This is a genomic window from Sphingomonas sp. RIT328 (genome assembly GCF_000632225.1).
GTDB lineage: Bacteria > Pseudomonadota > Alphaproteobacteria > Sphingomonadales > Sphingomonadaceae > Sphingomonas > Sphingomonas kyungheensis.
In genome coordinates, this window is record NZ_JFYV01000008.1 from 14,847 (window position 1) to 37,383 (window position 22,537).

Annotated in this window: 23 protein-coding genes; 15 read left to right on the plus strand and 8 right to left on the minus strand. The window is 68.3% G+C overall.

What is annotated here, in order from left to right; genetic code table 11:
* The first annotated feature begins 1 nt into the window (after position 1).
* The 5 genes from flgL to BW41_RS04700 all read left to right on the plus strand — a co-directional run bounded on the left by flgL (position 2) and on the right by BW41_RS04700 (position 4,416).
* Entirely contained in the window at positions 2-904 is a 903-nt protein-coding gene (flgL, locus tag BW41_RS04680) for a flagellar hook-associated protein FlgL (protein ID WP_037531922.1), read from the plus strand.
* Positions 905-1,024: 120 nt separating this feature from the next.
* A complete protein-coding gene (gene motA / locus BW41_RS04685; protein WP_037532027.1) occupies positions 1,025-1,888 on the plus strand; it encodes a flagellar motor stator protein MotA in 864 nt (287 codons plus the stop codon).
* A 15-nt stretch (positions 1,889-1,903) separates the two neighbouring features.
* Positions 1,904-2,809 (plus strand): flagellar motor protein MotB, encoded by a 906-nt coding sequence (locus tag BW41_RS04690; protein ID WP_037531923.1) that lies wholly within the window; start codon positions 1,904-1,906, stop codon positions 2,807-2,809.
* Positions 2,810-2,884: 75 nt separating this feature from the next.
* On the plus strand, positions 2,885-3,271 hold the full coding sequence (locus BW41_RS04695) for a hypothetical protein (RefSeq protein ID WP_037531924.1): 387 nt from the start codon (positions 2,885-2,887) through the stop codon (positions 3,269-3,271).
* 5 nt (positions 3,272-3,276) lie between these two features.
* Positions 3,277-4,416, plus strand: coding sequence for a glutathionylspermidine synthase family protein (locus tag BW41_RS04700; protein ID WP_443027637.1), 1,140 nt, complete (start codon positions 3,277-3,279; stop codon positions 4,414-4,416).
* A 184-nt stretch (positions 4,417-4,600) separates the two neighbouring features.
* Here BW41_RS04700 and BW41_RS04705 read toward each other — a convergent pair whose 3' ends face one another.
* Together BW41_RS04705 and BW41_RS19970 are read right to left on the minus strand one after the other, a co-directional pair.
* Positions 4,601-5,380 carry a class II aldolase/adducin family protein gene (locus BW41_RS04705; protein ID WP_037531927.1) on the minus strand — a complete coding sequence of 260 codons (780 nt, stop codon included), beginning with the start codon at positions 5,378-5,380 and terminating at the stop codon, positions 4,601-4,603.
* A gap of 150 nt (positions 5,381-5,530) precedes the next feature.
* A complete protein-coding gene (locus BW41_RS19970; protein ID WP_051583250.1) occupies positions 5,531-6,214 on the minus strand; it encodes a hypothetical protein in 684 nt (227 codons plus the stop codon).
* 117 nt (positions 6,215-6,331) lie between these two features.
* Here BW41_RS19970 and BW41_RS04715 point away from each other — a divergent pair, with 117 nt between their 5' ends.
* Both BW41_RS04715 and BW41_RS04720 read left to right on the plus strand, forming a co-directional pair.
* Positions 6,332-6,604, plus strand: a complete 273-nt coding sequence (locus BW41_RS04715) for a BrnT family toxin (RefSeq protein WP_081792900.1) — start codon at positions 6,332-6,334, stop codon at positions 6,602-6,604.
* Complete coding sequence (locus BW41_RS04720; RefSeq protein WP_081792901.1) at positions 6,588-6,860, plus strand: BrnA antitoxin family protein; 273 nt, start codon at positions 6,588-6,590, stop codon at positions 6,858-6,860. Before BW41_RS04715 ends, BW41_RS04720 begins: the two co-directional genes overlap by 17 nt.
* Here BW41_RS04720 and BW41_RS04725 read toward each other — a convergent pair.
* On the minus strand, positions 6,857-7,135 hold the full coding sequence (locus BW41_RS04725) for a type II toxin-antitoxin system RelE/ParE family toxin (protein WP_037531928.1): 279 nt from the start codon (positions 7,133-7,135) through the stop codon (positions 6,857-6,859). The two genes, BW41_RS04720 and BW41_RS04725, sit on opposite strands and share 4 nt — an antisense overlap.
* A complete protein-coding gene (gene relB, locus BW41_RS04730; protein WP_037531930.1) occupies positions 7,132-7,308 on the minus strand; it encodes a type II toxin-antitoxin system RelB family antitoxin in 177 nt (58 codons plus the stop codon). Before relB ends, BW41_RS04725 begins: the two co-directional genes overlap by 4 nt.
* A 205-nt stretch (positions 7,309-7,513) precedes the next feature.
* On the opposite strand from relB, the gene BW41_RS04735 reads away from it, so the two are divergent.
* Together BW41_RS04735 and BW41_RS04740 are read left to right on the plus strand one after the other, a co-directional pair.
* Entirely contained in the window at positions 7,514-7,924 is a 411-nt protein-coding gene (locus BW41_RS04735; protein WP_152542116.1) for a hypothetical protein, read from the plus strand.
* A 55-nt stretch (positions 7,925-7,979) separates the two neighbouring features.
* A complete protein-coding gene (locus tag BW41_RS04740) occupies positions 7,980-8,489 on the plus strand; it encodes a hypothetical protein (RefSeq protein ID WP_037531932.1) in 510 nt (169 codons plus the stop codon).
* A 12-nt stretch (positions 8,490-8,501) separates the two neighbouring features.
* Here BW41_RS04740 and uvrA read toward each other — a convergent pair whose 3' ends face one another.
* The gene (gene uvrA, locus BW41_RS04745; protein ID WP_037531934.1) at positions 8,502-11,408 is read right to left on the minus strand and encodes an excinuclease ABC subunit UvrA; all 2,907 of its coding nucleotides are present in this window, start codon (positions 11,406-11,408) and stop codon (positions 8,502-8,504) included.
* Between the two features lie 136 nt (positions 11,409-11,544).
* On the opposite strand from uvrA, the gene BW41_RS04750 reads away from it, so the two are divergent.
* A complete protein-coding gene (locus BW41_RS04750) occupies positions 11,545-11,958 on the plus strand; it encodes a hypothetical protein (protein ID WP_037531935.1) in 414 nt (137 codons plus the stop codon).
* Positions 11,959-12,044: 86 nt separating this feature from the next.
* On the opposite strand, the gene BW41_RS19975 is transcribed toward BW41_RS04750, so the two are convergent.
* Positions 12,045-13,697, minus strand: coding sequence for a methyl-accepting chemotaxis protein (locus BW41_RS19975; protein ID WP_161773113.1), 1,653 nt, complete (start codon positions 13,695-13,697; stop codon positions 12,045-12,047).
* 194 nt (positions 13,698-13,891) lie between these two features.
* Here BW41_RS19975 and BW41_RS04760 point away from each other — a divergent pair, with 194 nt between their 5' ends.
* The 4 genes from BW41_RS04760 to BW41_RS04775 all read left to right on the plus strand — a co-directional run bounded on the left by BW41_RS04760 (position 13,892) and on the right by BW41_RS04775 (position 18,925).
* The gene (locus tag BW41_RS04760; RefSeq protein WP_152542118.1) at positions 13,892-15,775 is read left to right on the plus strand and encodes a M61 family metallopeptidase; all 1,884 of its coding nucleotides are present in this window, start codon (positions 13,892-13,894) and stop codon (positions 15,773-15,775) included.
* Between the two features lie 582 nt (positions 15,776-16,357).
* Complete coding sequence (locus tag BW41_RS04765; protein ID WP_037531936.1) at positions 16,358-17,038, plus strand: DUF1013 domain-containing protein; 681 nt, start codon at positions 16,358-16,360, stop codon at positions 17,036-17,038.
* A gap of 388 nt (positions 17,039-17,426) precedes the next feature.
* A complete protein-coding gene (locus BW41_RS04770) occupies positions 17,427-18,281 on the plus strand; it encodes a dienelactone hydrolase family protein (RefSeq protein WP_037531938.1) in 855 nt (284 codons plus the stop codon).
* Between the two features lie 17 nt (positions 18,282-18,298).
* The gene (locus BW41_RS04775; protein WP_037531940.1) at positions 18,299-18,925 is read left to right on the plus strand and encodes a glutathione S-transferase family protein; all 627 of its coding nucleotides are present in this window, start codon (positions 18,299-18,301) and stop codon (positions 18,923-18,925) included.
* Positions 18,926-18,943: 18 nt separating this feature from the next.
* Here BW41_RS04775 and BW41_RS04780 read toward each other — a convergent pair whose 3' ends face one another.
* Complete coding sequence (locus BW41_RS04780; RefSeq protein ID WP_051583252.1) at positions 18,944-20,413, minus strand: DEAD/DEAH box helicase; 1,470 nt, start codon at positions 20,411-20,413, stop codon at positions 18,944-18,946.
* 138 nt (positions 20,414-20,551) lie between these two features.
* Positions 20,552-21,031 carry a hypothetical protein gene (locus tag BW41_RS04785; protein ID WP_037531942.1) on the minus strand — a complete coding sequence of 160 codons (480 nt, stop codon included), beginning with the start codon at positions 21,029-21,031 and terminating at the stop codon, positions 20,552-20,554.
* Between the two features lie 63 nt (positions 21,032-21,094).
* Between BW41_RS04785 and BW41_RS04790 the strand changes: the two genes are divergently transcribed.
* Positions 21,095-22,528: an FAD-binding oxidoreductase gene (locus BW41_RS04790; protein WP_037531945.1), complete on the plus strand. Its 1,434-nt coding sequence runs from the start codon at positions 21,095-21,097 to the stop codon at positions 22,526-22,528.
* Positions 22,529-22,537: the final 9 nt, after the last annotated feature.

Genomic DNA, 22,537 nt, shown 5'->3' on the forward strand with positions numbered 1-22,537 from the left:
CATGCAGATCTCCACCAGCCTCTTCTACAGCAATGCGGCGACCCGCTTTTCGCAGATGAGCAGCCGTGCGTCGGACTTGCAGACGCAGATCTCGACCGGCAAGAAGATCCTCAAGCCCTCCGACGATCCCGCCGCGGCGCAGCAGCTCGCCGAGCTCGACCGCAAGGATGCCGACGCCGCGGTCTATGGCACCAACATCACGCTGGCGAGCTCGCTGCTCGATCAGGCGGACGGCGTGCTCAGCCAGATCAGCACGCAGCTGACCCGCGCCACCGAACTCGCGACGCAGGCGGCGAACGGCACCCAGACCGACGCGACGCGCAAGCTGATCGCGACCGAATTGACGTCGATCGTCGGTTCGCTGGTCGGCCTCGCCAATACCAAGAACGTGCGCGGCCAGCCGCTGTTCGGCTCCGCCTCGGGCGGCGCGGCGGTGATCGACAACAAGGACGGCACCTTCACCTTCCCGCCCGACGTCGAAGTGTCCGAAGTGCCGATCGCCGACGGGCAGACCGTGCAGGCGACCGAGAGCGCCAAGCGCATCTTCGCCCTGCCCGGCGGCACCGACAACACGCTGGCGATGCTGAGCAAGCTCGCCGCGACGCTCAACGCCGGCGGCGACGTCTCGGCGTCGGTCGCGACTTCGCTCGACCAGATCAATCAGGCGGTCGATCAGGTCGCCGACGTTTCCGCGTCGGTCGGCGCGCGCGGCGCGCGGGTCGATCTCCAGCAGCAGTTGCTGACCAGCGCCAACACCGATCGCAGCGAGCTGCGCGGCAAGATCGAACAGGTCGACGTCACCGACGCCGTCGTCCAGCTCCAGCAGATGATGACCGCGCTGTCCGCGTCGCAGGCGAGCTTCAGCAAGCTCTCCAGCCTGTCGCTGTTCGACTACCTCAAATAAGCGCCGCCGCGGCCGGCGGCGCAACAAACTCACCGCGCCGGTAACCACTTGTCGAGGAAGTGCGGTTAATCCGGTCGTATCGGATTGCCGGCCGCGCCGGCGCAACGGGGGTTGCCCAACGTGTTTCCAGCCATCGGTCTTGTCGTCCTGCTCGCCATGGTGTTCGGCGGCTTCGCCATCACCGGCGGTGCGCTTGGCCCGGTGATGGAGGCGATCCCGCACGAGATGCTGATCATCGGCGGCGCCGCCGCCGGCGCGCTGATCATCGGCAATTCGGGGACCGAGCTGAAGGCGATGGGCGGCGGCCTCGCCAAGGTGTTCAAGGGCCCCAAATACAAGAAGCAGGATTATCTCGACGTCATCTTCCTGGTCAGCAAGCTGATGAAGATGCTGCGCATGGACGGCCCGATCGCGCTCGAACCGCATGTCGAGGACCCCAAATCGTCGGCGGTGTTCAGCGAATATCCGCGGCTGCTCGCCGACCACACGCTGGTCAATCTGATCGCCGACACGCTGCGCCTCGTCGTCGTCTCGTCGGGGACGCTCGACGTCCACGCGGTCGAGGAGGTGATGGATCATGCGATCAAGACCCACCACCATGAGGTGGAGGGGCCGCATACCACGCTGACCAGCCTGGCGGATTCGCTGCCCGCGCTCGGCATCGTCGCGGCGGTGCTCGGCATCGTCAAGACGATGGGATCGATCGACAAGCCGCCGTCGGTGCTCGGCGGGATGATCGGTTCGGCGCTGGTCGGCACGTTCATGGGCGTGCTGCTCGCCTATGGCATCGTCTCGCCGCTCGCCGGACGGCTGAAGCAGGTGATCGATGCCGACGCGGCGATCTACAACGTCGTCAAGCAGATCATCATCGCCTCGTTGCATGGCCATCCGCAGCCGCTGGTCATCGAGGCGGCACGTTCGGGCATCGCGCACAAGAACCAGCCGGGGTTCGCCGAGGTGTTCGACGGGCTGCGCGGCAAGTAAGGCGGGAGCAGAGCCATGGCCCGCGCCGCCCCCCACGGCAACAACCAGCCGCCCAAGATCATCATCGTCAAGAAGATCATCGACGGCGGGCACGGCGGCCATCACGGCGGCGCGTGGAAGGTCGCCTATGCCGATTTCGTCACCGCGATGATGGCGTTCTTCCTGTTGCTGTGGCTGCTCGGCGCGACGACCGAGAAGCAGCGCAAGGGGATCGCCGACTATTTCGCGCCGACCCTGCTCGACAAGAAGATGACCGGCCTCGGCGGCAACGGCGTGCTCGGCGGCGAATCGATCCTCAGCAACAACAAGCTCGGCCCCAAGGCGGCATCGGCCCCGATCGCGTCGATCGGCATCCCGATGAGCACGGCGGGCGGCGACCGCAGCGGCACCGGCGACAAGGGATCGCTGCGCAACCCGGTGGCGATGCAGGCGGACAAGCAGGCGTTCCAGGCGATCAAGCAGCAGCTCGAAAAGCAGATCAAGGCGTCGCCGCGGCTCGCCAAGATGGCCGACCATATCCGCTTCGTGCCGACGCAGGACGGGCTGCGCATCGATCTGGTCGACAATGCCGATTATTCGATGTTCGCGCTCGGCACCACCGCGCTCGATCCCAAGGCGTCCGAGCTGATCGGGATGATCGCCGGCACGATCGCGGGCACGCCCAACACGATCATGATCCGCGGCCATACCGACAGCGTGCCCTATGGCGACCCGCGGGCGATGAACAACTGGATGCTCTCCTCGGGCCGTGCCGAGGCGACGCGGCGGCGGCTGGCGCTCGGCGGCATTCCCGAATCGCGGTTCGAGCGGATCGAGGGCGTCGCCGATCGCGAGCCGATCATCACCGACGATCCCGGCGATCCGCGCAACCGCCGCGTCGCGATCACCTTGCTGTACCGGCAGGGCAAGTTCGGCCAGTAATCCGGCGCGCCACGACGCTTCGCTTTTGCGCGGCGATATGGGACAGTGACCGCTTCATGAGCAGCGGAGGCGCGGTTGCGGCACGACCTGACATTCACCACCGCGCTCGCGGCCGCCTTTCTCGCCAGCGGCTGCGGCCAGCGCCATGACGATGCCGACGGCTGGGTCGCGCAGGGCGATACGGCGCTGTGCACCGATCGCGACGGCAAGCGCGTCGCCGACGCCAATTGCGCGCGCCAGGCGCATGCCGGCGGCGGGGCGAGCCCGTTCCTGTGGTATTTCCTCGCGCGCAATGCGGTGATCCCGCCCTATGGCGAGCGGGTCGGCGGCGGCTCGTTCGCGCGGGCACCGGGGCGGGCCTATGGCTTTGCCCCCGCGACGACGCAGGTGACGCGCGCCGGGGCGATCAGCCGCGGCGGGTTCGGCGCCTCGGCGCGGAGCTTCGGCGGCGGCCGCTCGTGATCCGCATGCCGCTGACCCCGCGCCGCGACTGGCAGGCGCAGGTCGAGGCGGAGGGGCTGGTCTGGCACAGCAGCGACGGGCAGCCCTATTGGGACGAATCAGCCTGCTACCGGTTCAACGCGGCGCAGGTCGCCGAGATCGAGGCGGCGACCGCCGAACTCTATCGCCTGTTCCTCGCGGTGGGGGAGGCGATCGTCGCCGAGCCGCGGCGGATGGACCGGCTCGGCATTCCGCGCGCTTTCCACCAGCCGATCCGCGAGGCCTGGGAAGCGGAGCCGCCGGCGCTCAACTTCGGCCGCTTCGACCTCGGCTATGACGGTGCGTCGCCGCCCAAATTGTTCGAGTTCAACTGCGACACGCCAACCTCGCTGCTCGAGGCGGCGGTGATCCAGTGGAGCTGGAAGGCGGCATGCTTTCCGGACGCCGACCAGTTCACCAGCCTCCACGAACGGCTGGTCGAGAGATGGCGCGACCTCGGCGCCCATCTGCCTGCCCGCGTCCACTTCGCGCATGCTGCCGACGACGCGGGGGAGGACGGCGTCACCACCGCCTATCTGCGCGACACCGCGGCGGCGGCGGGGATCGATACCGCAGCCCTGCCGATCGACGCGATCGGCTGGGACGAGCAGCGCCGCCGCTTCGTCGACGAGGGCGGCGCGCCGATCGATGCGCTGTTCAAGCTCTATCCCTGGGAGTGGCTCGCCAACGAGGCGTTTGCCGGCGTGCTCGCCGAGGATCTCGCCGCGGGCGGCACCTCGTGGATCGAGCCGGTGTGGAAGATGCTGTGGAGCAACAAGGGCGTGCTGGCGATGCTGTGGGAGCTGTTCCCCGATCACCCCAATCTGCTCGCCGCCGGCTTCGCCATCCCCGAGGGCGACGCGGTCGCCAAGCCGCTGCTGTCGCGCGAGGGCGCCAACGTCTCGATCCGGCGCGGCGGCCGCATCGTCGCCGAGGCGCCGGGCGATTATGGCGACGAGGGCTATGTCTATCAGGCGATCTATCCGCTGCCCGAGACGGCGCCGGGCTGTTACCCGGTGATCGGCAGCTGGGTGGTCGACGGCGTGCCCGCGGGGATGGGAATCCGCGAGGGCGGGCTGATCACCGGCAATGGCGCGCGCTTCGTGCCGCATATCGTCCTCGACTGAGTGATCGGAGCGGGGCTGTTCGTCGCCTCGGTCGGCAGTGTTCGGGGGGATTGGCGATTTGGTTCGCGCTGAGGCGCGGAGGCGCGGAGGGGAGGTGGCCGGTTTGGCCCTTGCGTTCCCTCTTCGCCGGAGGGGAGGCAACCGACTGCGCCGGGTGCGCCCCCTCCGCGCCACCGCGTGACCCTTACTGGCGGTAGCTTGGATCGATGCGGTCGAGCTTGCGCAGCAGCGCCGGCCAGGCGAGCGCCTGCGCCACCATCCCCATCCCAGCCGGGCTGGCCTGATGTGCGACCTTCTCCTCGACCCCGTCGGGCGGCGGGTTGAGGCCATCGCGTCCCGCTGCGAGCATATGCACCTGCGCCTGGCACGCACGTTCGAGGAAGTAGAGCCGAAGGAAACAGGCCGCGACCGAATTGCCCACCGCCAGCGTGCCGTGGTTGCGCAGGATCATCGCATTCTTGATGCCGAGGTCCGCGACCAGCCGCTCGCGCTCGGCGAGGTCGGTCGCGATGCCCTCATAATCGTGATAGGCGACGTCGTGGCTCGCGATCATCGCGGTCTGGGTGTGCGGCAGCAGCCCGCACGCCATCGCCGACACCGCCTGACCGTGCGGCGTGTGCAGATGCATCACCGCGTGCGCGTCGTCGCGCGCCATGTGGATCGCGGAGTGGATGGTGAAGCCCGCCGGATTGACCGGATGGTCCGAGCGACCGACCGGCTGCCCGTCGCCGTCGATCTTGACCAGCGACGAGGCGGTGATCTCCTCGAACATCATATTGTACGGGTTGATCAGGAAGTGATGCTCCGGCCCCGGCACGCGCGCCGACAGATGGGTGAAGATCAGATCGTCCCAGCCGTAGAGCGCGACCAGCCGATAGGCGGCGGCGAGATCGACGCGCGCCGCCCATTCCTCCGGGCTGATCGAATCGGGGCAGGCGGGGGTGGCTGCGGGCATCGTGGCCATGGTGGATCCTCTCTTATCGTTGGCCGGCAGGATGACAGGAAATGCCCGCCCGGCAAGCCGGTGCGGATCGTGGCAAGATTGTGGCAACATGGACAAGATGGACACCTTGACCGAAACGATCGCGGTCCATCGTTTCCGGATGGCGACCGTTCACCACGCCCCGGCCTCCGCGTCCTCCGCCTCGAGCCGCGCCGCGGCGGGATGCGGTTGCCGCTGGTCGATGACGTCGAGCAGCGCCGGGAACAGCGCGGCGAGTTCGGGCGGGGTCAGCACCGGATGGGCGGGCGCCGGCTGATGCGCGAGCAGGAAGGTGAGCAGCCGGTCGTTGTAGACGGTGCGCGTGCCGACCTGTTCGCCGCGATGCCAGACCGCCACCTCCTGCCCGGCGATCGCGCGCTCCATCGCGATGTCGAGCAGCCGCTTGCGCCCCATCTGGATCGCCACGTCCCAGGCGAGCGCGAAGAGGCTGTAGGATTCGCGCTGGCGCATCGCATAAGCGGTGTTGCGCGCGACGCCGACCGCGGCGCAGGCGTGGCTGACGCAGCCGCTGTCGGCGAGCGCCTGGATGAACTGGCGTTGCGTGGCGATGCTCCAGCCGTCGATCCGCCGGCGCTGGCGGAGGCGGGCGGCGATCGGCGCCATATCCGGATCGTCGCCGCCGGGCTTACCGCGCGGCTTGGTGACCGCGGCGATGGCGACGGCGGGATCGCCGCCGGCCTTGACCGCCTCGATCCCCGCGAGGATCGCGCGATCGGTCATCGCCCGCCGCTCCGCCTGCTGCGCCTCCCACTGCCGGGCGCGCGCCGCGCTCCAGGGTTCGTTGTGCTTGCTCATCGTCCCTCCGATTCGCTGCCAGGGGACCGACGACCTATGCCAAGTGCGACCGTGTAGGACAGAGGGATTCTATGATGCGCTGAGGCGGCGTTGACGCTCGCATTATGGAGTTACATAATGGACGGCGAGATCAGCTTCGATCCGGTCAAGCGGGCGATGACGCTGGCGGACCGTGGGCTGGATTTCGCCGAGGCCGGGCAGGTGTTCGATAGCCGAAGCAAGACGGTGATCGACGACCGGTTCGACTATGGTGAGGTGCGTTACGTGACGTACGGATGGCTTGAGCAGGATGCCGTGGCAGTGGTGTGGACCGAGCGGGATGGCGGGTGTCGGGTGATCTCGATGCGGCATATGCACCAATGGGAGATCAGACATGTCGGACTGGATTGATCCCGATGACGCGCCCGAATTGACCGAGGAAATGGCGGAGATCGCCGAGATACGGGTGGGCGGCAAGGTGATCCGCCCGGCAACGGGGTATCTCGGGCCGAACGGCGTGGTGCGTGGCCGCCCGCCGCTGCGCGAGCAGGCGAAGCGGCAGGTGACGCTGCGGCTCGATCCCGATGTGATCGAGCGGTTCCGCGCCGATGGGCCGGGCTGGCAGGGGCGGATGAACGCTGCGCTGCGCAAGGCGGCGGGGCTTTAGGGGTAGCGCTGTCGAGCGTGGAGCACGGCGAGCACCTCAATTGCATGAATCGCGACCCGATATACGAGAATGTAGTTCGGATGAACGATCGCCTCCCGCGTGCCGGCGATCCGGCCGGGACGATGAATGTAGGGGTGGTCGGGCAGGCGGTCGGCGGCGTGCTGGATCAGCGCCTCCAGCCGGTCGGCCGCGGCGACATTGCGTTCGGCGATGTAATCGAGAATGTCGAGAAAGTCGGTAGTCGCATCGTCGCTCCAGACGACGGCGAGCGTCATTTTGCACGATGCCGATCAATGATCCTGCGCGCCTCGGCCATCACTTGATCGTGCGGTATTTTCGGCGCCTTGGACGCCATAGCCCGCTCGACCTTGGCGCGGAACCATGCGTCATAGGCCTCCGCCTCTTCGGTCGTCGCGAATTCCGACTCGATGGGGGTGAGGTCGGTCATGGGGAAGATATAACGGGTCGAAGTACTCAGCGGAAGAGAGGTGCGACGGTGCGGGTCGATCCCGATGTGATCGGGCGGTTCCGCACGCGGATGGGCCGGGCGGGCAGGGGCGGATGAACGATGCGTCCCCAACGTCGATGGCGCCTGACTCGTCTTAACCGCGGCTACAATACTACGGCACCGACGTTGTAAGATGGAAGCGACGATGATCCTCGTAACCCTCGTTGCGGCGGCCACGCCAACGTCTGACGTGTCCGTCCGCGGCATGATCCGAGAGGCGCGGGAGATCATTCTCCAGTCGGGCGGCCAATTGTGGGCCGGCTATCCGAAAATTCCGCTGCCTGTGCTCTTGATCGACGAGAAGCAGGAGCGTCTGTTTTGTGGCCAGCCAGCGGCAGGGTTTCGTCCGGCGGGGATCGATCGTGTGACGGGATGCCCAGTGCAGCGCCGTCCGCGACAGCTTCCGGTCGATTTGGCCGCGGCCACCGATCTGGACCAACAGTCCGTCATCGAAATCGGTCTACCCTCGGCAGTGGGCCTCTCTCGGCCTGAATGGATCGTCACCCTAGTTCATGAGACATTCCCATCAATATCAGGCGAATATCCCGAGTTATAATCGGACGGTTGCAGATGTTGGGCGGCATCTCGGAACATCCGGGACGGACTGGATATTGGGCTATTCCTTCCCCTATAAGCAGCCAAACGTCGTCGCGGCATTCAAGGTCATGACCGATCGTGCGCTGGCATTCCTATCGAATCGTCTAGCTGATAAGGACCGGCAGCTGATTGCGGATTATCTGAAGGCGCGTCGTGCGGCGCGCGCAGCCTCAGGAGACGTTGCCTGGGTCTATGCCGAGTTTCAGATCGGGCAGGAGGGTGTCGCACGGTGGACCGAATTGACGCTGGGGCGGCAGGTCAGTCGTACCGACGCGGCGGTCGCCGCCGTTGCAGCGGACCGCTGCGCGGGGCTGACGACGAGCCTGCGCGCCATCAACGATCAGGGACTCGCGATCTGGAGGCGCAATGCCTTCTATGTGCTTGGCGCGGTGGAGGCAGAAATGCTTGATCGGGTTAAGCCCGATTGGCGGGATGCCTATGTCCGCCACCCCTTCTCCCTCGGTCAGCAATTGGAAGATTGTTGCGGAGAGGCTGATCCTAGTTCCGAAACCGCGTCAGGGTAGGCGGTGGCGGCGCTATTCCGCCGCCACCGCCTCCCCACCGCGCGGCTTCAACAACGGCGCCAGATACTTCCCCGTGAAGCTTCGCGGCTCCTTCGCCACCGTCTCGGGCGTGCCGACGGCAACGATCTCGCCGCCCTTGACGCCGCCTTCCGGCCCCAGGTCGACGACCCAGTCGGCGGTCTTGATGACGTCGAGATTATGCTCGATCACCACCACCGTATTGCCCTGCTCGACCAAGGCGTGGAGCACTTCGAGCAATTTGCGCACGTCCTCAAAATGCAGGCCGGTGGTCGGCTCGTCGAGGATATACAGCGTGTTGCCGGTCGCGCGGCGGGCGAGTTCCTTGGCGAGCTTGACGCGCTGCGCCTCGCCGCCCGACAGTGTCGTCGCCTGCTGGCCGACCTTGACGTAGCCGAGGCCGACCTCGACCAGCATCTCCATCTTGTCGCGGATCGGCGGCACCGCCTTGAAGAACTCCGCGGCATCCTCGACCGTCATGTCGAGCACGTCGGCGATGCTCTTGCCCTTGAACTTCACCTCCAGCGTCTCGCGATTGTAGCGCGCGCCGTGGCAGACGTCGCAGGTGACGTAGACGTCGGGGAGGAAGTGCATCTCGATCTTGAGCACGCCGTCGCCCTGGCACGCCTCGCAGCGGCCGCCCTTGACGTTGAAGCTGAACCGGCCGGGCTTGTAGCCGCGCGCCTGGCTTTCCGGCAGGCCGGCGAACCAGTCGCGGATCTGCGTGAAGCTGCCGGTATAGGTCGCCGGGTTGGAGCGCGGGGTGCGGCCGATCGGCGACTGATCGATGTCGATCACCTTGTCGAGATGCTGGAGCCCCGTCACCTTGTCGTGCTTGCCGGCAAGGATGCGCGCGCCGTTGAGCGCCCGCGCCGCGGCGGCGAACAGCGTGTCGATGGTGAAGCTCGACTTGCCCGACCCCGATACGCCGGTGATGCAGGTGAAGGTGCCGAGCGGGATGCTCGCGGTGACGCCGGTCAGGTTGTTGGCGCGCGCATTGTGGACGGTGAGCTGCTTGCCATTGCCCTTGCGGCGCTTGGCCGGCACCGGCACCTGGCGCGTGCCGTTGAGATAATCGGCGGTGATGCTGGTCTTGCTCTTGAGCAATTGCTTGAGCGTGCCCTGCGCGACGATCTCGCCGCCGTGGACGCCGGCGCCCGGCCCCATGTCGATGACATAATCGGCGGTACGGATCGCATCCTCGTCATGCTCGACGACCAGCACGGTATTGCCGAGATCGCGCAGGCGCCGCAGCGTCGCGAGCAGCATGTCATTGTCGCGCTGGTGCAGGCCGATCGAGGGTTCGTCGAGCACGTAGAGCACGCCCGACAGGCCGCTGCCAATCTGGCTGGCGAGGCGGATGCGCTGGCTCTCGCCGCCCGACAGCGTGCCGCTGGTGCGATCGAGGTTGAGGTAATCGAGGCCGACGTTGTTGAGGAAGCCCAGCCGCTCGACGATCTCCTTGAGGATGCGTTCGGCGATCGCGCGCTGCTGGTCGCCGAGATGGTTGGGCAGATCGGTGAAGAAGGCGAGCGCGTCGACCACCGACAGATGCGTCGCATAGGCGATGTCCTGCATCGCGATCTTGACCGCCAGCGCCTCGGGCTTGAGGCGCGCACCGTGGCAGACCTCGCAGGGGCGCGAGCTCTGGTATTTGGAGAGTTCCTCGCGCATCCACGCGCTCTCGGTCTGGAGCAGGCGGCGGTTGAGGTTGCCGATCACGCCTTCGAACGGCTTCTTGACGTCATAGGCCTTCTTGCCGTCGACGAAGGTCAGCGTCACCGCCTTGCCGCGGCTGCCGTGCAGGATCAGCGCGTGGATCGCCTCGGGCAGGTCGGACCAGGGCGTGTCGAGGCTGAAGTCGAATTCGCGCGCGAGGCTGCCGAGTACCTGCATGTAATAAGGCGAGGGCGGGTTGGACTTGGCCCAGGGCACCACCGCGCCCTTCTTGATGCTGAGCCCGTGGTTGGGGACGACGAGATCCTCGTCGAACAGCAATTTCTCGCCGAGCCCGTCGCAGGCCGGGCAGGCGCCCTGCGGCGCGTTGAACGAGAATAGCCGCGGCTCGATCTCGGCGATGGTGAAGCCGCTGATCGGGCAGGCGAATTTCTCGGAGAAGACGATCCGGCCGGCGGGCGCGTTGTCGCCGAGCACTTCCGATTTGGGCGTGTGCGGCTCGACCGGATCGGCGGGGTCGACATAAGCGAGACCGTCGGCGAGCTTGAGCGCGGTCTCGAACGATTCGGCGAGCCGCGTCGCGATATCCTCGCGGATGACGAGGCGGTCGACGACGACCTCGATGTCATGCTTGAACTTCTTGTCGAGCGCCGGCACCTCGTCGATCTCGTGGATCTGGCCGTCGACGCGGACGCGGGTGAAGCCCGCCTTCTGCCATTCGGCGAGCTCCTTGCGATATTCGCCCTTGCGGCCGCGCACCACGGGGGCGAGCAGATAGAGGCGCGTGCCCTCGGGCAGAGCGAGGACGCGGTCGACCATCTGGCTGACGGTCTGCGCGGCGATCGGCTCGCCGGTCGCGGGGCTGTAGGGGATGCCGACGCGCGCCCACAGCAGGCGCATGTAATCGTAGATTTCGGTGACGGTGGCGACGGTCGAGCGCGGGTTGCGGCTGGTCGTCTTCTGCTCGATCGAGATCGCCGGCGACAGGCCTTCGATATGATCGACGTCGGGCTTCTGCATCAGTTCGAGGAACTGGCGGGCATAAGCGGACAGCGATTCGACGTAGCGGCGCTGGCCCTCGGCATAGATGGTGTCGAAGGCGAGGCTCGACTTGCCCGAGCCCGACAGGCCGGTGATCACGGTCAGCGTATCGCGGGGGATGTCGACATCGACGTCCTTGAGATTGTGCTCGCGCGCGCCGCGGACGGTGATCTTGGTCAGCATAAGGCGGGTTCTACTTCTGTTCTGTGGCTGAGGCTAGTGCGGGAAGTAGGAACGCAGAGAGGCGCTTGCCAGCACCACGTTGAAACATCGCCGATGGTGTCTTATCTCGACGACACACAGGCAGAAGGGCCGGCAGATGGGCAAGAAGAAGAAGGCGAAGGCGAAGCTCCCCAAGGAGGTGCTCGGCATCCGCCTGCCCAAGGAGCTGCGCGAGGTCGGCGGGGCGCTGCTCGAGAAGGCGAACAGCCCGCAGGGGCGCGAGTGGCTCGCGGCGGGGCTGACGATGGCGGCGACCGCCGCGACCGCGGCGGTGGCGAAGGGCCAGGCGCGGCGCAGCGAGGCGACGCGGCCGGCGGCGGAACGGCCGGTGCCGCCGACACCGCCGGCAACTCCCGTGTCGCCGAGCGGGGACGGGCCGCCCGAACCGCCCCGCCCCGAGGCGCCGCCGCAGGGCACTCAGACCCAGCCCGATCCGCAGGCGATCGCCGCCGCGGTCGGCAAGGCGGCGGAGGCGATGCTCGGCCGACTGTTCGGCGGCAAGGCGGGCTAGGGCCGCCCGGCGGGGCTAAGGCCGGCGTCGCCGGTCGGAGCCGCCGCCGCCCGGTCTCGCTCAGGCGCAGCGCCGCCCGACGCCGATCAGGGCAGGCGCTGCTTGGGGAGCGGCGCGATCACCCGCGGCGAGATTTCGGTCGGGCGGAGCGGCCAGACCGGGCGCGGTTCGAAATCGGGGAGGCGGTCGTTGGCGACCTCCCATTCGCTGAAGCGGAACTGCTCGATCTGACCGGTCATCACCTTGGTCTCATGGACCAGCTTGCGCGCGGCGGCGCTCTGCTCCTCCGCCATCGCCGCATTCTGCTGGGTGACGCTGTCGAGCTCGGCGACCGCGGCGGTGATCTGTCGCAGCGCGAGCGACTGCTGTTCGATATTGTCGGCGATATTGGCGGTGATCGACGCGACGCTGCCGGCGCGTTCGATCACCTGATCCAGCATCGCTTCGGCGTCGTGGACCGAGCGGACGCCGACATGGATCTGTTCGGTCGACCGGCCGATCCGCTTCTTGACGTCCTCTGCCGCCTTGGCGGAGCGACCGGCGAGCGCGCGGACCTCGAGCGCGACCACGGCGAAGCCCTTGCCCGCATCACCGGCGCGCGCGGCCTCGACCCCCGCGTTGAGCGCGAGCAGATTGGTCTGGAAGGCGATCCGGTCGATCACCACCAGGATGTCAGCGATCTCTTCGGAAAATTGCTCGAGCCGGGTGATCGCCGCCACCGCGTCACGCAGCAGGGCGCCCGATTTCTCGACATCGACATTCGCCGCGGCGACGGTGCTGCGCACCTGCGCGGCGTGCTGCGCGGAATTGGTGACGGCCTCGCTGAGCTGTTGCAGCGTGCCGGCGGTTTCTTCGAGGCTGGCCGCCTGACGTTCGGTGCGGGCCGAATGATCGGTCGACGATTCCATCAGCTCGTCCGCGCCGGCGCTGATGTCCATGGCGCTGCGCCGGATCGTCGCGAGCGCCGAACCGAGCGCATCGGCGGCATGGTTGAAGTCGCTTTTAAGCTTGCCGAATTCGCCGGCGAGCACGCCATCGATCCGGACGGTGAGATCGCCCCCGGCGAGCTTGTGCAGGCCGCTGCCGAGGTTGCGCACGATCAGCCGAGTCTGCGAACGGCGCACCATCTCCACCAGCGCGCCCGTGGCGAAGCCGAGCACGCTGAGGAAGAGGACCGCGATCATCAGCATGCGGTTGGCCGAATGTTGCGCGCTTTCGGCGGTGTCGCGCAGCGCGGCGACACGGGCGCCCATCAGTTCGATCTGCGTATCGACGACTTTCGATGCGGCCCGTTCCGCGGGGCGAACCTTCTGGCGGAACAGGCGCATCGCGTCGCCGCGATCGCCGGAGGTCGCAGTGTCGGCAACGTCGGACAAGGCGGCGAGCACCGTGTACGACAATTGGAAATAATCCTCGGGCAACAGATGATGCGCCGGGCCGCTTTCGAGATCGCGCAGCATCTTGCGCATCCATTGCGAGCGATCCTCAAACTTCTTGACGATGATCGATCGGTCGAGCGGATCCTCCTCGCTGATCAGGTTGAGTGCATCGCGCTGCAGTGAGCGGCTGACCGAGCGCACCTCCGCGACGCTGTGCATATATTCCTGCGCGTCGATGGCGCTGCGGTAGGTCGCACCGACCTGGCGATTCTCGTTATAGGTGATCGCGGCGAGCAGCCACAGCAGCAGAATGGCGCCGGCGAGCGACGCCATCACGCGAATATTGAAGCTACGCAGCAAGCTACGACCCTTTGCGCCGGCAAGGCCCATCCCCCGCCCGCTCCATTATAGACGGATCGTGCGCGGTCACGGTGGCGAGCCGCGAAATATCAGGGGCATTGCAGATGACCGGCGACGAGAGAGCCGTCGTCGCACACCGGTGGACCGGTGCGGCGGCGGCTGCCAATAGTGAGCGAAACGACGGCGGGGACGCGATGACGATCAAATTCGGGGTGATGGCGGCAGCGGTGATGGCGGTCACGGCCGTCTCGCAGGCACCGGCGCAGGCGCAGACCGGCGCGCAGGCGGAGGCGGCGCAGCGCGCGCAGGATCCGGGCGCGCGGGCGGGAACGTCCTATGACGTGTCCTTCGCCAATGCGGCGCATCACGAGGCGCAGATCACCGCCACCTATGCGCGCGTGCCGGCCGGGCCACTGCGCGTGCAGATGGCGCGCTCGTCGCCCGGACGCTATGCGATCCACGAATTCGCCAAGAACGTCTATGCCGTCTCGGCGAAGGATGGCGCCGGGCGGCCGCTCCCCGTGATCCGCAGCGATCCCTATGGCTGGACGGTGGCGGGGCATGACGGCACCGTCGTCGTCACCTATACGCTGTACGGCGACTGGGGCGACGGCACCTATGCGCAGATCGACACCAGCCACGCGCATCTCAACATGCCTGCGACCTTCCTATGGGCGCAGGGCTATGACGACCAGCCGATCCGCGTGCGCTTCCACCCCTTCGATCCCCGCTGGCGGATCGCGACGCAATTGCCGGCGGGGCAGGGGACGAACAGCTTCTGGGCGCCCAATCTGCAATATTTCATGGACAGCCCGACCGAGATCAGCGCCTTTTCGCTGCGCGAATGGCCGATCACCGATGCGCTCGGCAAACGGTATGTCGTGCGGCTGGCGGTGCATCACGCCGGCAGCGACGCCGACCTCGACGTCTATACCGCCAAGGTCAAGCGGGTGATCGCGCAGCATTATGCGCTGTTCGGCCAGGCGCCGCGCTATGATTACGGCACCTATACGTTCATCGCCGACTATCTGCCGCAGATCACCGGCGACGGCATGGAGCATCGCAACTCGACGATCATCACCGACAAGCGCGGGCTCGCCGAGGCGAAGTTCGCACAGCTCAACACGCTAAGCCACGAGTTCGTCCACAGCTGGAACGTCGAGCGGCTGCGCCCCGCCGAGCTGGAGCCGTTCGACTTCACCCGCGCCAATCCGACGCCGAGCCTGTGGTTCGCCGAAGGCTTCACGCAATATTACGGGCCGCTGATGATCCGCCGCGCCGGCGAGATGAGCGTCGACGACTTCCTGCGCACGCTCGGCGGCACGCTGAGCGGCGTCGTCACCAGCCCGGCGCGGCGCTACGGCGGACCAGAGGAGATGAGCCTGCGCGCGCCCTTCGTCGATGCCGCCAAGTCGATCGATCCGGTCAATCCCAATATCTTCGTCTCCTATTATCCCTATGGCGCGGTGATCGCGCTGGCGCTCGACCTCGAGCTGCGGCAGCGCGATCCGCGGCTGTCGCTCGATGCCTATATGCGCCACATGTGGACGGCGCGCGGCGACCGCGAGCGGCCCTATACACCCGCCGACCTCGAACGCGGGCTCGCCGAGCTGACCGACGCGGGGTTCGCCAAGGCCTTCTTCGATCGCTCCATCCATGCGAGCGCGCTGCCCGATTATGCGCCGCTGCTGCGTCAGGCGGGATTGGTGATGCGGCCGGTCGATCCGGCGCATGGCTGGTCGGGGCTGACGCTCGCGGCGGGGGAGGCGGGCGACGTGATCGTCGCCGCGCCGCCGCGGCCCGATGCGCCGGCCTATGCGGCGGGAGTCGAGCGCGGGGACATGGTGCTGGCGCTCGACGGCGCTTCGGTCGGCGATGCGGCCTCGGCGCTGGCGGCGCTGGCGACGCATCGGCCGGGCGACCGTGTCGCGATCCGCTTCCGCCAGCGCGGCGTCGTGCGCGATGCGGTGATGACGCTCGGCACCGATCCGTCGTTCGAGGTGGTGCGCGGCGAGACGGCGGGGGTGGCGGTATCGCCGGCGCAGATGGCGTTCCGCGCTGCGTGGCTGGGGAAATAGGCGCGCGGCGGCGCGGAGGGCGCGGAGGGCGCAGAGGGGGTCGGTCTTCGGCGCCGGGGGCTCGGCTGGGGCGATCCGGGTCGTCGCATCCGGAGAGTTCTCCGCGCCTCCGCGCCTCCGCGTGAGAATGTGAGTCACGCCAAGACGCGAAGACGCGAAGGGGAATAGATTGGGCGTGCGTCCTGGCGTGTGAGCGCTCCCGAGCTCGAGCCCGTCCGGTAGCTTTTCTCTTCGCGTCTTCGCGCCTTCGCGTGAGTGCTTCTTATTTTTGGAGGTTGGGGGCGGGGCAGGGGGGCGTTTGCCGTTACGATCCCCTTTCCTTGGCTCGGTCGGGTCTTGGTTCGCGCGGAGGCGCGGAGGAAGATTTTCGAAGGGCAGGTCGTCCTTGCGCATGTCTTCGCGCGCCGCTCGGCTGAGGCGGGGGTCGTGGCGATCGTCGGCGGGGGAGCGGCCAATCCTGCCAGATAACACTCGGGTTGCCCTTCGCAGCGCCGCGGGGTACACGGGGGGTTAGGCAGCGGCCGCTCCGGCAAGGGGCGGCCCTATTTGTTTCCGACCCAGATGATCCGACGGAGTTCCCCCGTGGCCCAGCCTCTTATGCCCCATGCGACCGCGTCCTGGATGGTCGACAATACGTCGCTGTCGTTCGACCAGATCGCCGATTTCTGCGGCCTGCATATCCTCGAGATCCAGGCGATCGCCGACGATACCGCCGCCTCCAAGCTGACCGGGCGCGATCCCGTCCGCGCGCACGAGCTGACGCAGGAGGAGATCGACAAGGGGCAGGCCGATCCCGCCTATCGCCTCAAGATGATCAAGGGCCCCGAGCAGGTCCGCCGCACCAAGGGGCCGCGCTACACGCCGGTCAGCAAGCGGCAGGACAAGCCCGACGGCATCGCCTGGATCATCCGCAACCATCCCGAGATCACCGACGGTGCGATCAGCAACCTGATCGGCACGACGCGCACGACGATCGCCGCGATCCGCGACCGCAGCCACTGGAACATCGGCAACATCACGCCGAAGGACCCGGTGACGCTCGGCCTGACGACGCAGCGCGAGCTCGACGCGGCGGTGGCCAAGGCGTCGAAGGCGTCGGGCGCCGAGGCGGCGCCGGCCGACACGCGGCTGGAGGGCGATCGCGAGGCGCTGATCGCCAGCCTGCGCGCCGAGCGCGACGCGGCGGCGCGCGGCGTCGACGTGGCGGATCAGGACCCGGCGTCGGCGGCGGCGGCGCTGTTCCAGGATCCGTTCAAGCGCTGATGTGGTAAGGGGCGGGCGCGCCGGTTGGGCGACCGCCGTTGCGGGGTGTGGCGGCCGTAAACCGCTGTTCTGCTTGGCGGCTGGTAGCTCGCCGGCGCGGGACCTCTGCAAAACGTCGCGCCGCCCTGAACGCACCGTCACCCCGGACAGAGGATACGCGTGAGCGGACATACCGCTGCTCCAGTGCTCCTGCGGAAGCAGGAGCCGCGGGTTCCGAGAGCTACGAGCCCTTGTCTTGCGCCGCCCTGGAGTCCTGCGTTCGCAGGCATACGGGCGGGATGATCGCTCGGCCTGAGCCCGCATCGTCGCCGCAGCGGCCACCGTCACACCCCACTGGCGCGTCCCCGCGCGCTCGGCTAGCCTCCCGCGAACGCAAGGGAGAGCAGGCATGTGCGACGAACTCACCGCCGAGGACAATGGTCGGCTGACGCGGCGGCAGCTCGGTGCGGCGGCCGGGGCGGTGGGGGCGGCGCTGGTGCTGCCGGCGCCGGCGGATGCCAAGCCGATCAAGGGGCGCGACGTGACGATCACCACGCCCGACGGCCAGTGTGACGCCTATTTCACCGCGCCGACCGGCACCCGTTCGCCCGGCGTGCTGATGTGGCCCGATATCATGGGCCTGCGCCCCGCCTTCCGGGCGATGGCTGACCGGCTCGCGCAATCGGGCTATGCCGTGCTGGTCGTCAACCAATTCTACCGCTCGGCCAAGGCGCCGATCATCGCGCCGGGCGAGAGCTTCGACCAGCCGGCGGTGCGCGACCGGATCATGCCGTGGCGCGCGGCGCTGACCGCGGCGGCGACGACGAGCGATGCGGAGGTGTTCCTCGCCTTCCTCGACCTGCAGACGGAGGTCGACACCCGGCGCGGCATCGGCAGCGCCGGCTATTGCATGGGCGGACCGATGGTGCTGCGCACCGCCGCCGCCAAGCCGGCACGCGTCCATGCCGGCGGGTCGTTCCACGGCGCGGGGCTGGTCAGCGACGGACCGGACAGTCCGCACCTCCTGGTGCCGAAGCTGGCCGGCGGCTATTTGATCGCGATCGCCAGCAACGACGATGCGCGCAGCCCGAACGACAAGACCGTGCTGCGCGAAGCGTTCGCCGCCGCCAAGCGCCCCGCCGAGATCGAGGTCTATGCCGGTGCGATGCACGGCTGGTGCGTCCCCGACAGCAAGGTCTACAACAAGCCGCAGGCCGAGCGCGCCTGGGGTCGGATGCTCGATCTGTTCAAGCGGCAGCTGTGAGCGCGGGGGGCGGGACGATGACGGCGCTGACCTTCTATACCAATCCGCAGTCGCGCGGCCGGATCGCCCGCTGGATGCTCGAGGAGAGCGGCGCGGCCTATGACACGGTGGTGCTCGACTATGCGACGAGCCTCAAGGCCGACGCCTATCGTGCGATCAACCCGATGATGAAGGTGCCGGCGATCGTCCACGGCGAGACGGTGGTGACCGAGGGTGCGGCGATCTGCGCCTATCTCGCCGAGACCTTCCCCGACGCCGGCCTCGCGCCGACCGCAGCGGAGCGGGGCGACTATTATCGCTGGCTGTTCTTCGCCGCGGGCCCGCTCGAGGCGGCGGTGGTCAATCGCGCGATGAAGGTCGAGACCGAGCCGCAGATGCAGCGGATGGCGGGCTATGGCACGTTCGACCTCGTCACCGGCGTGTTCGACGCGGCGGTGTCGCGCCGGCCGTATATCGCCGGCGACCGCTTCACCGCGGCGGACGTCTACGTCGGCTCGGCGGCGATGTGGTACACGCAATTCGGCCTGCTGCCGAAGGCCGAGGGGCTCGCGGCGTACATCGACCGGCTGACCGCGCGCGAGGCGTTCCGGCGCGCCGCGGCGATCGACGATGCGCTGCTGGCGGAGGCGGCGGCGAAGGGCTAGGTCCGTCGCCGCTTGCGCTCAGGCGTCGGCGGCGTGGTCAGACGGAGCGGGCAGGCCAAACGAATAGGACAGGAAGTCCGGGATCGGGCCGTTCCAACCGTCGTCGGGTCCGTCGTCCTGCTGATCGCGCCGCGGGCGGCGGTCGGCCTGGCGCGCCGGCGCGGCCGGTGCCGGACGTTCCGCGCGCGGCGCCTGCTGCGACTGGGGCTGAGCGGCGTCCGGCAACGAGTCCTGCGACCGCGGCTCGCCCTGGCCCGCAGTGCGACGGTCGCGGCGCGGCTCGCGCTCGCGCTCGCGGCGCGCGCGCGGCGCAGGAGCGGCCTGTTCCTCCGCCTCAGCGGCGGGGGCGGCGGGTTCGGTCGCCGGGGTGTCGAGCGTCAGCCGTTCGATCTTCTGGCCGGTCAGCTTCTCGATATTCTGGATGTTCTCGGCATCCTCGCCGGTGATCAGCGTATAGGCGATGCCGGTCGCGCCGCCGCGGCCGGTGCGGCCGATGCGGTGGACGTAATCGTCGGGATGCCACGGCGCATCGAAGTTGAAGACGTGGCTGACACCCTTGATGTCGAGCCCGCGCGCCGCGACGTCGGACGCGACGAGGATGTTGATCTTGCCGTCCTTGAACAGGTCGAGCTCGGCGATGCGCTGCGCCTGCTCCATGTCGCCATGGATTTCGCCCGACTTGAAGCCGTGCTTCTTCAGGCTCTTGTTCAGCTCGCGCACCGTCGTCTTGCGGTTGCAGAAGATGATCGCGTTGCGCACCTCGTCCTGGCCGAGCAGGCGGCGCAGCGTGTCGCGCTTCTTGATCGCATTGCCGGTGACGGGAACGAGGAACTGCTGGATGTTGAGGTTGGTCGAGGCGGGGCGCGACACCTCGATCATCTTGGGATTGTCGAGGAACTTGTCGGCGAGTTTCTTGATCGGCGGCGGCATCGTCGCCGAGAAGAGCAGGGTCTGGCGCTGCTTGGGCAGCTTGGTGCAGATTTCCTCGATGTCGGGGATGAACCCCATGTCGAGCATCCGGTCCGCCTCGTCGATGACCAGCATCGAACAGCCGGTGAGCAGGATATTGCCGCGACCGAACAGGTCCATCAGCCGCCCCGGCGTCGCGATCAGCACGTCGACGCCCTTTTCCAGCGCCTTGATCTGATCGCCCATCGACACGCCGCCGATCAGCAGCGCCATCGACAGCTTGGTGCCCGCGCCGTATTTCTCGAAATTCTCGGCGACCTGCGCGGCGAGTTCGCGCGTCGGTTCGAGGATCAGGCTGCGCGGCATGCGCGCCCGGCTGCGGCCATGGGCGAGGATGTCGATCATCGGCAGCACGAAGGCGGCGGTCTTGCCGGTGCCGGTCTGGGCGATGCCGATCAGGTCGCGCATCATCAGCACGCTGGGGATGGCGGAGGCCTGGATCGGCGTCGGCTCGGTATAGCCGGCGTCGGTGACCGCCTTGAGCAGTCCGTCGGAGAGGCCGAGGTCGGCGAAGCTCATGCCATAAGGCTCATGCAAGGATCCGGATAAGAACGGCCACGCGCGCCTGCGCGGTCCTTGCCGCCGGCGCTTGCGGATTTGGCCGGAAAAGTCAAGAATTGGCTGGCCGTGGCGCTCTATTGCGGCGACCGGCGCGGATTATTTGGCGGCGACGAGCGTGCGGAAGGTGGCGATGCCGCAGCTCGCGCCCGATCGCATGCGCAGCACGTCGCGACCGGCGCAGACCTTGCCGTCGGCGGCGGGGCGCAGATAGAAGCCGGCATAATAATCGAGCGGCCCGCAATCCTTGTCGAGCCGCGCGCGCAGCCGCTTGCCGCCGGTGATCACCAGATCGACCGCGCCGGGCTCCTGGATCAGCGCGCCGGCCAGCTCCGCCGCGGCGACGCATTTGGGGCCCTTCTTCTCCTTGTAGCGGACCGGCACAGGGACGGGCAGCCGCGACGCCGCGCTCATCCGCGGCACGCGGATGACGACGCGTTCGCGGATCGTCATCTGCGCGACCATCGTGCCGTCGAGCGACTGCTGCGCCGGCACGGCGTCGGGAGGTGCGGCGTCGAGCGCCGCGACGGCGGGCGCGGTGACGGCGAGCAGCAGGATGGGAAGCGCGGGATGCAGCATGTCTTGCCCGCCCCTTAGCCCGGATCGTTGAACGCGCGATGAACTTCCGGTAGCGGTCCTGTCATGACGCCTGCGCAGACCGCCCTGCTCGACTCGCTCGCCGCGACGCTCGGGCCCAAGGGGATCGTCACCGATGCCGAGCGGATCGCGCCATGGCTGGTCGACTGGCGGCGGCGCTTCCACGGCGCCGCCCCGGCGCTGCTCGCCCCCGCCTCGACCGCGGAGGTGAGCGCGGTGGTCACCGCCGCCGCGGCGCATGGCGTGCCGCTGGTGCCGCAGGGCGGCAACAGTTCGATGGTCGGCGGCGCGACGCCGCCCGCGGACGGATCGGCGCTGATCCTGTCGCTGCGGCGGATGACCGCGATCCGCCGCCTCGATGCGGCGGCGAACCTCACCGTGGCGGAGGCGGGGGTGATCCTGTCCGACCTGCACGATGCGGCGCTGGCGGCGGGCCGGCGTTTCCCTTTGACGCTGGGCGCGAAGGGGCATGCGACGGTCGGCGGGCTCGTCTCGACCAATGCCGGGGGCACGCAGGTGCTGCGCTTCGGATCGATGCGCGGGCTGGTCGCGGGGCTCGAGGTGGTGCTGGCGGACGGCAGCGTGCATGACGGGCTGGCGCCGCTCAAGAAGGACAATCGCGGTTACGACCTGACGCAATTGCTGATCGGCGCGGAAGGGACGCTCGGCATCGTCACCGCGGCGACGCTGCGTCTCGCGCCCGAGCCGGCGACGCGGACCACCGCCTGGGCGGCGGTGCGCGATCCCGCGGCGGCGCTGACGCTGCTGCGCCGCTGCCAGGCAAGCAGCGATGCGCTGGAGAGTTTCGAGATCCTGCCGCAGGAGACGCTCGCCGCGGTGCTCGCCTACGTACCCGGCGCGCGCGCGCCGGTCGCGACGACGGCGGCCTGGCACCTGCTGATCGAGCATAGCGATCCGGCGGGCGCGGCGCTGACCGAGCGATGGCTCGGCGAGGCGCTCGCCGACGGGCTGATCGCCGATGCGACGATCGCGGCCAACGCGGCGCAGGCGGCGGACTTCTGGCGGTTGCGCGAATCGATTTCCGACGCGGAACGGGCGCTCGGCCCGGCGTCGCAGCACGATCTGTCGGTGCCGGTCGACACGATGCCGCGCTTCATGATCGAGGCGGCGGCGGCGTGCGAGGCGCGCTTCCCCGGCTGCCACGCGAGCGGCTTCGGCCACCTCGGCGACGGCAACGTCCATTTCCACGTCCGCGCTGCACCCGGCACTGATCCGGCGCGCTGGTATGCGGAGGAGGTACCGGTGGTGACGCGCTTCGTCGACGATCTGGTGATCGCGGCGGGGGGATCGATCGCCGCCGAACACGGGATCGGCCAGATGAAGCGCGACGAGCTCGAACGCACCTCGTCGCCGGCGCGGCTCGCGGCGCTGCGCGCGGTGAAGGCGGCGATGGACCCGCTCGGCATCCTCAATCCCGGCAAGCTCGTCACGCTTGCGCCCACGCGCGCCGGCCAATAGAGCAGCCGA